This is a genomic window from Streptomyces sp. HUAS TT7, from assembly GCF_051550175.1.
In the GTDB taxonomy this organism is placed as follows: domain Bacteria; phylum Actinomycetota; class Actinomycetes; order Streptomycetales; family Streptomycetaceae; genus Streptomyces.
In genome coordinates this window covers 3,357,302-3,371,570 of record NZ_CP196175.1, presented here as the reverse complement: position 1 = coordinate 3,371,570, position 14,269 = coordinate 3,357,302, and the positions used below count along the sequence as shown (strand labels likewise).

The following is a 14,269-nucleotide window of genomic DNA, read 5'->3' as shown; positions in this document are numbered from 1 at the left end:
ACCCTGGTGCGGGGCCGCACTTTCAACTCCCCTCTATGCGCGTAGAGTCGCGTAGGTACCAACGTGCACCAAGCCGGAAGGAAAGACATGGACGTCATCTCCGTCATCCGCACCAAGCGAGACCGGGGCGAGCTGTCTCCCGAGCAGATCGACTGGGTCATCGACGCGTACACGCGCGGCGTGGTCGCCGACGAGCAGATGTCCGCCCTTGCCATGGCGATCCTCCTCAACGGCATGAACCGCACCGAGATCGCCCGCTGGACCGCGGCCATGATCGCCTCCGGCGAGCGCATGAACTTCGACTCGCTCTCGCGCCCCACCGCCGACAAGCACTCCACCGGCGGCGTCGGTGACAAGATCACCCTGCCGCTCGCCCCGCTGGTCGCCGCGTGCGGCGCGGCCGTGCCGCAGCTTTCGGGCCGGGGCCTCGGCCACACCGGCGGCACCCTGGACAAGCTGGAGTCGATCCCCGGCTGGCGCGCGCTGCTCTCCAACGAGGAGATGCTGAACGTCCTGGACACCACGGGCGCGGTCATCTGCGCGGCGGGCGACGGCCTGGCCCCCGCGGACAAGAAGCTGTACGCGCTGCGCGACGTGACCGGCACGGTGGAAGCGATCCCCCTGATCGCTTCGTCCATCATGTCGAAGAAGATCGCGGAAGGCACCGGCTCGCTGGTCCTGGACGTGAAGGTCGGCACCGGCGCGTTCATGAAGAACATCGAGGACGCCCGTGAACTGGCTTCCACGATGGTCGCGTTGGGCACCGACAGCGGCGTGAAGACGGTCGCGCTCCTCACCGACATGTCCACCCCGCTCGGCCTGACCGCGGGCAACGCCCTCGAAGTCCGGGAATCCGTCGAGGTGCTGGCGGGCGGCGGCCCCGCCGACGTCGTCGAGCTCACCATCGCGCTTGCGCGCGAAATGCTGGACGCGGCGGGCATCAAGGACGCCGACCCGGCGAAGGCCCTCGCGGACGGCTCCGCGATGGACGTGTGGCGCCGGATGATCGCGGCCCAGGGCGGCGACCCGGACGCGGCTCTGCCGGTCGCCCGCGAGCAGCACGTGATCACCGCCCCGTCCTCGGGCGTCCTGACCCGCCTCGACGCGTACGACATCGGCGTCGCCGCCTGGCGCCTGGGCGCGGGCCGTGCCCGCAAGGAGGACCCGGTCCAGGCGGGCGCGGGAGTGGAGCTCCACGCGAAGCCCGGCGACACGGTGACCGCGGGCCAGCCCCTGCTGACCCTGCACACGGACACGCCGGAGAAGTTCGAGTACGCGCTGGAATCGGTGGCGGGCTCGTACGACGTGGCGCCCGCCGGTACGGCGTTCACGGCGACCCCGATCGTGCGGGAACGTATCGCCTGACCTGCTACTTCCTCATATGGGTGAATGGGACCGGTGGACCTCCGCCGGTCCCGTTCGGCATGCTGGGCTTGTGACGCACCGACGTAGGGAGACCGCCATGAGCGCACTCACCGTCGACCGCTCAGGCACCGGCCACGAGTGGGACGACGTCGTCCGGATCTGGGAGGAGACGGACGCACCCGAGGGCTGCAAGGTGGAGATCATCGAGGGGATCGTCACCGTGTCACCACCGCCGTCCGACGCACACAACGACACCGCTGAGCTGCTGCAGCGCCGCCTCTATAGCGTGATTCCAGAGGATTGGGCCATTTACCAGACACTCGGTGTCGTCCTTCAGCAGAGCGCAGGGCTCTATATGCCGGACCTCGTGGTGATGCCACGATCACGGCTGAGTCAGGGTCCGGACGGCCGTACGGCCGCGGAAGACGCCGAGCTCGTAGTGGAGATCACCTCCAAGAGCAACGCCAACCACGATCGCGTGACCAAGGCTCACGGCTATGCCAAGTCAGGCGTGCCGCTGTACTTGCTCCTCGACCCCTGGCACTCGGGCCGACCGACCGCGACGCTCTACGGAGAACCCGAGCACGGCACCTACCGAGTCCTCGACATGGTCGAATACGGCGGGAAGCTGACGCTGCCCGCCCCCTTCGACCTGGAGATCGACACCGGAAACTTCCCGGTTCGCTAGCCCGGTCCGCGTCCGCACCGATGAGTTCCGGGGTGCCTCGCGGTCTCATCGGTGTGGAAGCCACCGGTCCCGCGGAGCAGCACCCTGTCCTCGTCGTCCCCGACCCTGTCACCTTTGCTGACGTGCCGCTCCTGTGCGAGCGGCTGCGCGGGCTGTACGGGGGCGGGGCGCGGGAGGTCGTGTGTGACCTCGCCGCGCTGACCCGGGCGGATCTGGTGGCGGTCGAGGTGGTGGCCCGGCTGCGGCTCACCGCCCGGAGGGCCGGGGGGCGCGTCCTGATGCGGAATGCGGGGGCGGGGCTTGTGGCTCTGCTTGAGCTGACGGGGCTGGGGATCGACTGAGTGGCTCAGCGCGGGAGTGCGCTGGCTCGTCGGTCGGGTGCAGGCCGTAAGTGGTTGCTCGCGCAGTTCCCCGCGCCCCTTAGCGGCGTCGGCCCTGGCCAGCACCGGCATCTTCAGCCCGTCCGGCGTTTGAGGACGAGCGCCCTTAAGGCGCGATACGGGGTCTGGGGCGGAGCCCCAGGACCAGCCGACGAGCCGCAGCCGATCGAACTCCCCCGGCGGGTCTCGGGAAGGGGCGGGGTGGGGCCTCCCGGGGTCTGGGGCGCAGCCCCAGGGTGCTCACGGTGCCGCGACCGGGTGGCCCTCCTCGTCCAGGCGGGCCGGCAGGGCGAACAGCGGGAACCAGCGTTCCGTGTCCAGGAATGAGCAGATGCCCGAGACCTTGCCCCCGCTCGTTTCGATCACCATCAGCGCCCAGGGAGTGAACCCGCCCTCGGGGTCAGGGTGGTAGTGGGCGAAGGCGGGCGTCCCGTTGGCCACCGTCGGGAGGAGGCGGGAGCCCCGGCAGACCTCGCCGACGCCCAGCATCCAGCCCACGATGTCGTCGTGGCCGCGCAGCCACAGGTCGTACGGCGGCATGGACAGCGTGGCGTCCTCGTGGAGCAGGGCGGTCAGGGCCGTCATGTCGTAGCCCTCGAAGGCCGCCACGTACCGGTCCAGGAGCTTTTGCTGTTCCTCGTCCAGGGGGTCGGCCGGGTCCGACTGGCTCGGCTCCGACTCCGCGAGAGTCGAACGGGCCCTCTGCAAAGCCGAGTTGACCGAGGCCACGCTCGTGTCGAGCAGCTCGGCGACCTCGCTCGCCTTCCACGCCAGCACCTCGCGCAGGATCAGCACCGCCCGCTGCTTGGGCGGCAGATGCTGGAGCGCGGCGACGAACGCGAGCCGCACCGACTCGCGGGCCAGCGCCGCCTCCGCCGGGTCCTCGGTCGTCGGCAGCACCCGCCCGTCCGGCACCGGCTCCAACCAGGTCACTTCCGGGCGGGAGTTGAGCTGGGCGTTGGCGACCGGCGTCGCCGCCGTCAGGTCCATGGGGCGGGCCCGTTTGCTGCCCGCGGTCAGCATGTCCAGGCACACGTTCGTCGCGATGCGGTACAGCCACGAGCGCAGCGAGGAGCGGCCCTCGAACTTGTCGATGCTGCGCCACGCCCGCACCAGCGTGTCCTGCACCGCGTCCTCCGCCTCGAAGGCCGAGCCGAGCATCCGGTAGCAGTACCCCGTCAGCTCCCTGCGGTGTCCTTCGAGGCGTACGTCCAGGTCCGCCGCCGCTGCCAGATCACTCATCGGTCCACCCCGTGTCGTGCCGTGTAAATGCCAGCACTTCGGAAGCTACCCGACCCCACTGACAATCGCGCGTGAACCGACGAAGCCACAGGTCAGTGACGTGCGTGGACCAGGTGCAGACGGTGGCTGCGGCGCTCGGCGCGGGCCGCGTGCGAGCCGTACAGGGTGACCGAGACGACGCCGAGGACCGCCAGGATGCCGAGCAGCACCGTGGCCGGCCAGCCCGCCGCGTGGAAGGCGACCGCGCCGAGCGTGCCGCCCGCGCTGGAGCCCAGGTAGTAGGCGGACTGGTAGAGCGCGGACGCCTGGGCGCGGCCCCGCTTGGCGGTGTGGCTCACCGAGGACGAGGCGACCGCGTGGCCCGCGAAGAAGCCCGCCGTGATCAGGACCAGGCCCGCCAGGATTGCGGGCAGCGACGAGGCGAGCGAGAGCAGCAGGCCCGCCGCCGTCGTGGAGACCGCCAGGTACAGGGCGCCCCGGCGGCCCACCCGGGCCACCAGCTTGCCGGCCGCGGCCGAGGAGACCGTACCGACCAGGTAGACCAGGAAGATCGAGCCGATCAGGCCCTGCGGCAGGTGGAAGGGCGCCGCGGTGAGGCGGTAGCCGATCACCGTGTAGACCGCGCCGAACACCGTCATGAACAGCGCGCCGATCGCGTACAGACGGACCAGGAGCGGGTCGGCGAGGTGGCCGCGCACCGTGCGGGCGAGGGCTCGCGGGTTCAGCGAACCCGGCGTGAAATTACGGGCCTTGGGGAGGAGCAGGCGGAACACCACCGCGCACACCGCGGCCAGCGCGCCCACCGAGAACAGCGCCGCACGCCAGCCCCAGGCCTGCGCCACCCAGCCGGTCAGGATGCGCCCGCTCATGCCGCCGATCGAGTTGCCCGCGACGAACAGGCCGATCGCCGCGACCAGCGCCTTCGGCTTCACTTCCTCCGCCAGGTACGCCATCGCCGAGGCGGGAAGCCCCGCGATCGCCGCGCCCTGCACCGCGCGCAGCGCCACCAGCCAGCCCACGTTCGGCGCGAACGGAACGAGCAGGCCCACCGCGACCGCGACCGCCAGGGACACCGTCATCATCCGGGTCCGCCCGAACCGCTCGGACAGCGCGCTCAGCGGCAGCACGAACAGGGCGAGCGCGCCGGTCGCCGCCGACACCGTCCAGCTGGCCGCGCTCGCCGTGGCCCCGAGGTCCGCGGAGATCAGCGGCAGCAGGGCCTGGGTGGAGTAGAGGAGGGCGAAGGTGGCGACACCGGCGGCGAAGAGCGCGAAGCTCATCCGGCGGTAACCGGCGGCGCCCGGGGTGAGCTGGAGCGGGGACGGCGAGGTGGAGGCGCCCACGGTGGTGGACGCCCCGGTACTGGCAGGAGGCATACGGAGACCGTAGGCCTGCCTGCATTTATGCGTCCAATGCACAGATGGGCGACAATCGATCCACGTATGCATTAGATGAGGTCAGGGGCGCGCGTGTCATTGAACAGTTACGAAGAAGACATGGCGATGGCACTTGCGCCGCGGCTCGCCTACTTCGCCGGGGTGGCCCGGCACGAGCACGTCACGCGCGCCGCGCACGAACTCGGCGTGCCCCAGTCGACCCTCTCGCGCGCCATGGTCCGGCTCGAAGAGGACCTGGGCGTCGCCCTGTTCGCGCGCAAGGGTCGCACCGTCTCGCTGACCGCCGCGGGCCGCACCTTCCTCGGCTCCGCCGAGCGGGCCCTCGCCGAGGTCGGCCGGGCCGCCGAGTCGGTGCGCGCCGACGCCGACCCGGCGGCCGGCAAGGTCGCCTTCGGCTTCCTGCACACCATGGGCTCCGAAACCGTGCCGGGCCTCATCCGCGCCTTCCGGGTCGACCACCCCCGCATCCGCTTCACCCTCGTACAGAACTACGGCGAGGCGATGATCGAGCGGCTGCGGGCGGGAGAGCTCGACCTGTGTCTGACCTCGCCGGTGCCGGACGCGCCGGACCTCGCGGCCCGGCGCCTGGACGAACAGAGGCTGCGTCTGGTGGTGCCGGACGACCACCGGCTCGCGGGGCGCAAACGGGTGCGGCTCGCGGAGGCCGCCGACGAGACCTTCGTGACCCTGGAACCGGGCTACGGCCTGCGCCGCATCACCGACAACCTGTGCGCGGAGGCGGGGTTCGCGCCGCGCATCGCCTTCGAGGGCGAGGAGGCCGAGACGCTGCGCGGCCTGGTCGCGGCCGGGCTCGGTGTGGCGCTGCTCCCGCCGCCCGCGGTCGCCCGGCCGGGCGTAGTCGAGCTGACCGTCACCGCCCCGCGCGCGGTGCGCGAGATCGGGGTCGCCTGGCTGGACGGCCACCCGGACACCCCGCCGGTGGCCGCCTTCAAGTCCTTCCTGCTGTCCCGCCGGGGAAAGCTCATCCCCGACTAGCCCGTATGTGCGTCGATTCGCGCAACTCCCTTATTTATTGCGGGACTTGTTGAGCGACTTGCCGAACCCGGCGGCCAGCGGCATGCGCAGGCCCAGCGGCGGCGGCGCGGCGAACGCGTCCGTGACCGGGCGGGCGTACGGGCGCGAGAACAGGGCGCCGAAGGCGAAGTCGACGGCCAGCGCGTGGACTTCGGGGCGGTGCTGGCGCAGCGCGTGGCCGTCGGAGTGGACCTCGAAGCGGCAGGTGTCGCGGTTGGCCTTCTTGATGCGCTCGGCCAGCCGGTAGGACAGCTCCGGGTCGCTGCGCGCGTCATTCGTGCCGTGCACGATCATCACGCGCCGGCCCACCAGCTGCTTCACCGGCTCCAGCTCGGCCGCCACATCGTCCTCGGGGATCCAAGGGGCCAGCGCCAGAACCGAGTTGACCGCCGGATGGCCCGCCGCCCGCAGTGCGGCCCGGCCGCCCATGCCGTGCCCGGCCAGGCACACCGGCACGTCTCCGTAGCGCCGTACGACCTCGTCCGCGGCCCAGTCGGCGTCCGTGGCGAGCCGGGCGTCGCCGCCGTTCCAGCCCTGGCCGCGGTAGTGCACGGCGTGCGCCACCAGGCCCTCCTCGCGCCCGTCCCGGGCCAGCCTGCGGGCCAGCGGCAGGGCTGCCGCGTACGCGAAGGGGGAGGGGCGGCGTGCCGAGACGGGGTCGCCGTCCGGGAGCACGAGAACCACACCGCTGACCGTCGCGCCGGGGCCGGTCGCACCGACGGCCCGTCCCAGCCGGGCAGCAGGCAGGGGAATCGCTTGCTGTGCCATGGCAGAACAGTCTCAGAAGCCGCGGTGTACTCCACCCGTCTGCACGGTCACTGTTACGTATCGACGGTGTTCGGACGCCCGGTGATCTACGCGCGTAGGGGCTAGAGTGCGCAAATGACGAGCCAGACCGCATCCGTACCCACCCCGGATCAGATCAGCCGTGCCCCGAAGGTGCTGCTCCACGACCACCTCGACGGGGGTCTTCGACCCGGGACAATCATCGACATCGCCGAAGCGACCGGATATACGGGACTGCCCGAGACCGAGGCCGACAAGCTCGGCATCTGGTTCCGCGAGGCCGCCGACTCGGGCTCCCTGGAACGGTACTTGGAGACCTTCGCGCACACCTGCGCCGTCATGCAGACCCGCGACGCGCTGTTCCGCGTCGCCGCCGAATGCGCCGAGGACCTCGCCGAGGACGGTGTCGTCTACGCCGAGGTGCGCTACGCGCCCGAGCAGCACCTGGAGCAGGGCCTCACCCTCGAAGAGGTCGTCGAGGCCGTCAATGCGGGCTTCCGCGAGGGCGAGCGGCGGGCCCGCGCGAACGGCCACCGCATCCGGGTGGGCGCGCTGCTCACCGCGATGCGGCACGCGGCCCGCGCCCTGGAGATCGCCGAACTCGCCAACTCCTACCGGGACTCGGGCGTCGTCGGCTTCGACATCGCGGGCGCCGAGGCCGGCTTCCCGCCCACCCGCCACCTCGACGCCTTCGAGTACCTCAAGCGCGAGAACAACCACTTCACCATCCACGCGGGCGAGGCCTTCGGCCTGCCGTCGATCTGGCAGGCGCTCCAGTGGTGCGGCGCCGACCGGCTCGGCCACGGGGTGCGCATCATCGACGACATCGAGGTCGCCGAGGACGGCAGCGTGAAGCTGGGCCGCCTCGCCTCGTACGTGCGAGACAAGCGGATCCCGCTGGAGATGTGCCCGACCTCGAACCTCCAGACCGGCGCCGCGACCTCCTACGCCGACCACCCCATCGGGCTGCTGCGCAAGCTGCACTTCCGGGCCACCGTAAACACGGACAACCGGCTGATGTCGGGCACCAGCATGAGCCAGGAATTCGAGCACCTGACGAATTCCTTCGGCTACACGCTGGATGACATGCAGTGGTTCACGGTCAATGCGATGAAATCAGCATTCATTCCTTTCGATGAACGACTGGCCATGATCAATGACGTGATCAAGCCTGGATACGCCGAGCTGAAGTCCGAATGGCTGTTCCAGCAGACCGCTACGACCAGTGGTTCTGCGGTCGCGGGCGGCTGATCTTAGGTATAGGAAAACGGCCGTGAGTGTGAACTCACGGCCGTTTTCCTGTGTTTGCGGCCCAGGTGTTCGGCTGACTAGCTTGACGAGTCGCTCACCTTTCCCACCCCAAGGACATATTTCTGATGAAGCAGTCTGCCAAGACGCTCGGTGTCGTTGCCCTCGGTGCCGCCTTTGCCGCCGCTGCCGCCGGGACGGCGTCCGCCGTCCCCTCGCTTCCGAACCTGGGACCACTGTCGACCGTCACTACGGGGACCCCGGTCGGCACCGTCGGCAAGGCGCTGCCCGCGGCCACCGCCAAGAAGGCCCCGGTCGTTCAGCAGCAGGAGAGCAGCGACCCGGTGGGCACCCTGCTCGGCGGCATGCCGACCGGCCCCGTGGCGAACAACCTCTCCGGCGCCGCCACCCTGCCCGGCGGCCTCACCGGCTGAACCAGCCTCGCGCCCTGCCGGGGCGCACACCCGTGAGCCGGGTGTGCGCCCCGGTGGTGTGTGAGTAGGGTCTTGATCATGCGTCCGAAGGCATACGCCCGTGCGGCGGTGCTCACCCTGACCGCGCTGCTCGGCGCCGCCTGCACCGGGCCTCCGGCCGGCCCGGTCGAATCCGTGAGCGGCCAGAACCGGACGTCAACTCCTTTGCAACAAGCCGCACTAGAGGCGGGCGACGTGCCCGGATACGCGATCTCCGGCGATCGCTCGCCCGCCGCCGCCCGGGACGCCCCGATCGCCGACCGTGCCGCGTGCGCGCCGCTCGCCGAGGTGATGGGCGAGGCGCCCGACGACCGGGCCCGCGCGACGGTGAGCCGCGGCCTCGGCTCGCGGAAGACGCCGGGCTTGGCGGTATCGGCCTCGCTGTCCGCGTACTCCGCACCGGACGCGAAGCACCTGATCACGGAGCTGAGGACGGCCCTGGCCCGCTGCGGCACGGAATTCGCCACCGTCCTCGACGGCCGCAGAGCCGCGTACCGGGATGTGCGTGCGGTGCCGTACACGGTGAAGGGTGACGAGTCGGTCGGCTGGACGGCGTCCGCGCTCGTCCAGGGGGAGCCTGCCCCGGTGCACATCGTGGTGGTGCGCCAGGGCGCCACCATCGTGCGGTTCATGGCGATCAACCTGTCCGGGCGGGCGCCCGCGACGGTGACCGTGCCGCACGAGGTCGCCGACCGGCAGCTCGACAAGCTGGCCCGGACCGTCAAGGGCTGAGAGTCCGGAGACGGACTCTGACTACCAGGCGGCGCGCGGGGACTTCTCGGCCGGGATCAGGGCCCACATCGCCAGGTAGATCAGGAACTGGGGTCCCGGGAGCAGGCACGAGACGAGGAAGATCACGCGCATCGTGGTCGCGGAGGTGCCGAAGCGCCGTGCCAGCGCTGCGCACACTCCGCCGATCCGGCGGCCTTCGGTCGGGCGGACAAGAGGGGCGCTCATGGCAGGCTCCTTCGGAGCTGGAGTGGGGAGCCGCTTCTTGGTGGGCTCCCTTGCGATGTCTCCATGCTCCCGCCCGGAATGCGGGCAAACCATCGGGCTAAGGGGCGATCCCGACCCTGGGAATCGTCGGGGTACGCCCCTGAGGGGACTCCTCCCGAAGGACGGCTGCGGGCCGCTCGCGCTGGTCCCTGCGGCGGAGGCCCCGCCTCCACGCCGGCACCACCGCGAGGTGGGCGAGGGCCACGCCGGTGGTGTTCAGGAGCAGCGAGTCCACATCGGGGACCTGGCCGGGCACGGCCGTCTGGAGCAGGGCGATGCCGAGCGAGATCAGCGCCCCGGTGAGCACGGTGCGTACCAGGGAGGCGAGCGGCGAGACCTGGAGGCGGCCGCCGACCATCGGGAGCAGCACCCCCAGCGGGGCGAGCAGCAGCAGGCCCTCGCCGATCCGGTGGGCGGCCTCAAGGGGGCCGAGCGCGAGGTCGGCCTTGATGCCGGCGAACGGCGTCAGATTGGTGGCCGTCACCCACATCACGTCCCGTGGCCGCAGCGAGGTCCACGCCACGAGCAGCAGATGCGCGAGGAGGAGGACGAACCCCACCACGCGGAACCGGATGACGGCGCTGCCGCCTTGACCATGACGCTGCTGCACGCCCCCCAAGACGCGGGCCGCGGCGGGAACGGTTCCGCCGCGGCCGGGTGATTCCGGTTGCCCGCCGGCCGGGCGCCCGCTAGCTGCGGGTGGGGCGGGGGATGTCGCCGAGGGTGGCCGCGCTGTCCGGCCGGGACTTCATCTCCGAGGTGCAGGTGTAGCCGCGCGCCGGGTCCTCGCCGGGGCCGCCGAGCACCACCTGCTGGGAGCCGGGCGTCGTCGGGGTGTTCTCGGCGTACGTGCAGACCACCTGCGACAGCGCGAGCGCGGAGAGGTCCTCCGGGTTGCGGCTGAGGCGCAGCGCGCCCGGCGGGTCGTTCTTGTGGGCCGCCGTGACGGTGAGCGGGCCCTTGACCTCCGTGGTGAACCCGGCGTCCTTCTCGTCGCCCGACGGCTGAGCGGTGAGCTCGTCGAGCAGCGCCTGCGCGAACCGGAGCCGGTCGTCGGCACCCTTGTTCTCCGGGATCCGCACCGAGCGCTGGGCGGTGACCAGCTGCGCCCCGCACACCAGATAGACCTGCACGGTGATGCCCTCGAACTGCGGGGCGACCGCGCCGTCCGGCACCTCGCACGGCACCCGGGACGGCGCCGGGCCCGCGTCGACGGGGACCGAGGTGGGCCGGATGCCGCAGCCGGTGGCAGCGGTGCCCAGCGCGAGCAGCCCGGCCAGCGCGGCGGCTGCCCGGCGAAGTCGTCCTCTCACTGCTCAGCGCCCCCTTCCGGCGTCTCGGCGGTGGCGGGCTCGGTGGCGTCCAGCGGAAGCCGCAGCACGAACACGGCGCCGCCTTCGGGGGAGTTGGCGGCACTGATGTCGCCGCCGTGGATGTGCGCGTTCTCCATCGCGATCGACAGGCCGAGCCCGCTGCCCTCCGAGCGCGGCCGCGAGGCGCTGGCCTTGTAGAACCGGTCGAAGACGTGCGGCAGCACCTCCTCGGGGATGCCGGGCCCGTGGTCGCGTACCGCGATCACCAGCTCGTCGCCCTCGACGCGCACCGAGACCCGCACCGGCGAGCCGCCGTGCTTGAGGGCGTTGCCGATCAGGTTGGCCAGCACGACGTCGAGGCGGCGCGGGTCGAGGCGGGCCATGATGCCGCGCTCGGCGTCGAGCTCGACGGCGTCGAGCCAGGCCCGGGTGTCGATGCACGCGGTGATCTGGTCGGCGATGTCCACGTCGTCCAGGACCAGGCGGGCGGTGCCCGCGTCGAAGCGGGTGACCTCCATCAGGTTCTCGACCAGGACGTTCAGGCGCCGCGTCTCGGAGACCACGAGGCGCACGGCGGGCGCGATCATCGGGTCGAGGCTGTCCTCCTCCTCGTCGAGGACCTCGGCGACGGCGGTGAGCGCGGTCAGCGGCGTACGCAGCTCGTGCGACATGTCGGCGACGAAGCGGCGGCTCGCCTCCTCGCGCGCGCTCATGTCCGTGACCTTCTTCTCCAGGGCCTCGGCCGTCCGGTTGAACGTCCTGGACAGATCGGCGAGTTCGTCCGTGCCGGAGACCCTGAGGCGGGTATCGAGCTTGCCCTCGCCGAGCCTGCGCGCCGCGTCCCCGAGCCGCTGCACCGGCCGCAGCACGGTGGTGGCGGCGGCCTGCGCGAGCAGCGCCGAGGCGAGCAGCGCGAGGAAGGTGGCGATGCCGAGCGACCAGGCAAGGGAGTTGAGGTCGCGCCGCTCCTGGTCGAGCGGTGCCAGCATGTAGCCGGTCGGCCCGGCCCCGATGATCTTCGTGCCGCCGACCAGATACGGATGCCCGTGCAGCGTGATCCGCTGCCAGAACAGGTGGTACGGGTAGGCGTTGGTCCCCGTCACCTTCTGCTTCTTGGTGACCGCGTCCTGCAGCGACTTGGGTACGTCGTCCAGCGTGAAGCCGTCCATGTTCGACGCCCCGACGATCGGCTTGCCAGGGGCCCGCTCGGCCACGAGCAGCACGTTGTAACGGGAGTTGCTGCTGTCCGCCATCTGCTTGGCGGCCACCTGCAGATCGTGCTCGACCGGCTGCAGCGGCAGCGAGGCCGCCCGGTTCTGCATGCCCTGACGGAAGTCGTTGAGCGCCGAGTCCTGGGTGCGGACCAGCACGGCCTCGCGGTTGAGCCAGTACGCGATGCCGGACGCGGAGACGGCCGCGGTCAGCGCGACGAGCGCGAACACCACGACGAGGCGCAGCCGCAGACTGGTCCAGCGCAGACCGGCGAGTATCGCTCGCTTCACTTGCCCTGCTTATCGGGGGTACGGGGGTGGTGCGACGGGTTCACGAGGGGGTGTCCAGGCGGTAGCCCACGCCACGGACGGTACGGATCAGCGTCGGCGAGGACGGCACGTCCTCGACCTTGGCGCGCAGCCGCTGCACACAGGCGTCGACGAGCCGCGAGTCGCCGAGGTAGTCGTGCTCCCACACGAGCCGGAGCAGCTGCTGGCGGGAGAGCGCCTGGCCGGGGCGGCGGCTCAGTTCGAGGAGCAACCGCAGCTCGGTGGGCGTGAGTTGAAGGTCCTCGCCGTTCTTGGTGACGGTCATCGCGGCCCGGTCGATCACCACGTTGCCGAACGCCGCCGAGTCGGTCGCCTCCCGCTCGCCGCGCCGCAGGACGGCCCGGATCCGGGCGTCGAGGACCCGCCCCTGGACCGGCTTGACCACATAGTCGTCGGCGCCGGACTCCAGGCCCACCACCACGTCGATGTCGTCGTTGCGCGCGGTCAGCAGAATGATCGGCAGCTGGTCGGTGCGCCGGATCCGGCGGCACACCTCGAAGCCGTCGATCCCGGGCAGCATCACATCCAGCACGATCAGGTCCGGCCGCTGCTCGCGCAGCAGTTTCAGGCCGTCCTCTCCCGTCGCCGCGGTGGCCACACGGTGGCCCTGGCGTGACAGGGAGAGTTCGAGGGCCGTGCGGATGGCGTCGTCGTCCTCGATCAGCAACAGGAAAGGCACAGAGGTCATTCTGGCCCATGGGGGAGAGGAGCACGACCCCCGTCCGGCCCCCCGGCCCGCGACACCGCGCTCACAGGCCGCCGCGACAGGCCCGTGACACTCGGCGGACAACCCGATGCCGTGTCCTTCCGGGGGCGCCTCCCGGACCCCCGGCAGGGCGCGACGCCTGCGGCGGCGCGCGCTGTGACGCCCCTGTGACAGTCGAAGGACACCCCCATGAAACTGCCCGGGCAAGCTCTTCCTCGTAACCAAGCACGCCGAAGAAGCAGACTCCACCGACGGGGGGCGCGAGATGAACGCACTGCACAGCACCAACTCCAGCGCAGTTGTGACGCGTCTCCACGACGTCGTACGGAGCGAGAAGTCCGGTGCCGCGAGTGTGCGGGGGTGTGCTCGCGGCACCGGGCGTCAGCACCCGTCATCTGCGCAGCAAGGGCTTCCGCCCTACATGACGGTGATTGACGGCCCCGCGGTTGCGGCCGCGGGGAACAAGCCGGGGGGAAGCGGGGAGGCGGCGTACCGGGAGGTCACGGGGGAGCGGAAGAGCCTGTCGGAGGCGGAGTTCACCGCCTACGTGCAGGAGCGCCGCGCCTCCCTGTACGCAACCGCCTACCACCTGACGGGCGACCGCTACGAGGCGGAGGACCTGCTGCAGAGCGCGCTGTTCTCCACCTACCGCGCCTGGGACCGCATCAGCGACAAGGCGGCGGTCGGCGGCTATCTGCGCCGCACGATGACCAATCTGCACATCAGCGCCTGGCGGCGGCGCAAGCTCAACGAGTACCCGACCGAGGAGCTGCCGGAGACGGCCGGCGACACGGACGCGATGCGCGGCACCGAACTGCGCGCGGTGCTCTGGCAGGCGCTGGCCCGCCTTCCCGAGCTGCAGCGCACGATGCTGGTCCTGCGCTACTACGAGGGTCGTACGGATCCGGAGATCGCGGACATCCTCGACATCAGTGTCGGCACGGTGAAGTCCAGCATCTGGCGCTCGCTGCGCCGGCTGCGCGAGGACGATGTCCTCAGCTTCGGCCGTGACGAGGAGGAGTCCTTCGGCGAGCTGGTGGCCTGAAGGTCTGGGGGAGGGGCGCGGGTGGTCCGCGGGGGACACGGGGGCCACTCACGG

16 protein-coding genes are annotated in these 14,269 nt (G+C 71.2%); 8 read left to right on the top strand and 8 right to left on the bottom strand.

Annotated elements, in window-relative coordinates:
* The first annotated feature begins 87 nt into the window (after positions 1–87).
* The 3 genes from ACSHXC_RS15000 (at position 88) to ACSHXC_RS14990 (ending at position 2,394) form a co-directional block, all read left to right on the top strand.
* Complete coding sequence (locus ACSHXC_RS15000) at positions 88–1,365, top strand: thymidine phosphorylase (protein WP_438292085.1); 1,278 nt, start codon at positions 88–90, stop codon at positions 1,363–1,365.
* A 97-nt stretch (positions 1,366–1,462) separates the two neighbouring features.
* On the top strand, positions 1,463–2,053 hold the full coding sequence (locus ACSHXC_RS14995) for a Uma2 family endonuclease (protein ID WP_438292084.1): 591 nt from the start codon (positions 1,463–1,465) through the stop codon (positions 2,051–2,053).
* 32 nt (positions 2,054–2,085) lie between these two features.
* Positions 2,086–2,394: an STAS domain-containing protein gene (locus ACSHXC_RS14990; protein WP_438292083.1), complete on the top strand. Its 309-nt coding sequence runs from the start codon at positions 2,086–2,088 to the stop codon at positions 2,392–2,394.
* Between the two features lie 279 nt (positions 2,395–2,673).
* On the opposite strand, the gene ACSHXC_RS14985 is transcribed toward ACSHXC_RS14990, so the two are convergent.
* Both ACSHXC_RS14985 and ACSHXC_RS14980 read right to left on the bottom strand, forming a co-directional pair.
* Positions 2,674–3,675, bottom strand: coding sequence for a sigma-70 family RNA polymerase sigma factor (locus ACSHXC_RS14985; protein ID WP_438292081.1), 1,002 nt, complete (start codon positions 3,673–3,675; stop codon positions 2,674–2,676).
* Positions 3,676–3,767: 92 nt separating this feature from the next.
* The gene (locus ACSHXC_RS14980; protein WP_438292080.1) at positions 3,768–5,051 is read right to left on the bottom strand and encodes an MFS transporter; all 1,284 of its coding nucleotides are present in this window, start codon (positions 5,049–5,051) and stop codon (positions 3,768–3,770) included.
* Between the two features lie 120 nt (positions 5,052–5,171).
* On the opposite strand from ACSHXC_RS14980, the gene ACSHXC_RS14975 reads away from it, so the two are divergent.
* Complete coding sequence (locus ACSHXC_RS14975) at positions 5,172–6,068, top strand: LysR family transcriptional regulator (protein WP_438292079.1); 897 nt, start codon at positions 5,172–5,174, stop codon at positions 6,066–6,068.
* 30 nt (positions 6,069–6,098) lie between these two features.
* Here the strand turns inward: ACSHXC_RS14975 and ACSHXC_RS14970 are convergent, their stop codons facing one another.
* A complete protein-coding gene (locus ACSHXC_RS14970) occupies positions 6,099–6,875 on the bottom strand; it encodes an alpha/beta hydrolase (RefSeq protein ID WP_438292078.1) in 777 nt (258 codons plus the stop codon).
* 114 nt (positions 6,876–6,989) lie between these two features.
* Between ACSHXC_RS14970 and ACSHXC_RS14965 the strand changes: the two genes are divergently transcribed.
* The 3 genes from ACSHXC_RS14965 (at position 6,990) to ACSHXC_RS14955 (ending at position 9,346) form a co-directional block, all read left to right on the top strand.
* Positions 6,990–8,144 (top strand): adenosine deaminase, encoded by a 1,155-nt coding sequence (locus ACSHXC_RS14965; RefSeq protein WP_438292077.1) that lies wholly within the window; start codon positions 6,990–6,992, stop codon positions 8,142–8,144.
* A 125-nt stretch (positions 8,145–8,269) separates the two neighbouring features.
* Positions 8,270–8,575 carry a hypothetical protein gene (locus ACSHXC_RS14960; protein ID WP_438292076.1) on the top strand — a complete coding sequence of 102 codons (306 nt, stop codon included), beginning with the start codon at positions 8,270–8,272 and terminating at the stop codon, positions 8,573–8,575.
* 78 nt (positions 8,576–8,653) lie between these two features.
* Positions 8,654–9,346: a hypothetical protein gene (locus tag ACSHXC_RS14955; protein ID WP_438292075.1), complete on the top strand. Its 693-nt coding sequence runs from the start codon at positions 8,654–8,656 to the stop codon at positions 9,344–9,346.
* Between the two features lie 21 nt (positions 9,347–9,367).
* Here ACSHXC_RS14955 and ACSHXC_RS14950 read toward each other — a convergent pair whose 3' ends face one another.
* The 5 genes from ACSHXC_RS14950 to afsQ1 form a co-directional block, all read right to left on the bottom strand.
* Positions 9,368–9,571: a PspC domain-containing protein gene (locus ACSHXC_RS14950; RefSeq protein WP_438292074.1), complete on the bottom strand. Its 204-nt coding sequence runs from the start codon at positions 9,569–9,571 to the stop codon at positions 9,368–9,370.
* A 97-nt stretch (positions 9,572–9,668) separates the two neighbouring features.
* The gene (locus ACSHXC_RS14945; RefSeq protein ID WP_438292073.1) at positions 9,669–10,229 is read right to left on the bottom strand and encodes a VanZ family protein; all 561 of its coding nucleotides are present in this window, start codon (positions 10,227–10,229) and stop codon (positions 9,669–9,671) included.
* Between the two features lie 70 nt (positions 10,230–10,299).
* Positions 10,300–10,923, bottom strand: a complete 624-nt coding sequence (locus ACSHXC_RS14940; RefSeq protein WP_438292072.1) for a hypothetical protein — start codon at positions 10,921–10,923, stop codon at positions 10,300–10,302.
* Complete coding sequence (locus ACSHXC_RS14935) at positions 10,920–12,425, bottom strand: sensor histidine kinase (RefSeq protein WP_438292071.1); 1,506 nt, start codon at positions 12,423–12,425, stop codon at positions 10,920–10,922. Before ACSHXC_RS14935 ends, ACSHXC_RS14940 begins: the two co-directional genes overlap by 4 nt.
* Before the next feature lie 40 nt (positions 12,426–12,465).
* Positions 12,466–13,143: a two-component system response regulator AfsQ1 gene (gene afsQ1 / locus ACSHXC_RS14930; RefSeq protein ID WP_174248559.1), complete on the bottom strand. Its 678-nt coding sequence runs from the start codon at positions 13,141–13,143 to the stop codon at positions 12,466–12,468.
* 292 nt (positions 13,144–13,435) lie between these two features.
* Here afsQ1 and ACSHXC_RS14925 point away from each other — a divergent pair, with 292 nt between their 5' ends.
* Complete coding sequence (locus ACSHXC_RS14925; RefSeq protein WP_438292068.1) at positions 13,436–14,215, top strand: SigE family RNA polymerase sigma factor; 780 nt, start codon at positions 13,436–13,438, stop codon at positions 14,213–14,215.
* Positions 14,216–14,269: the final 54 nt, after the last annotated feature.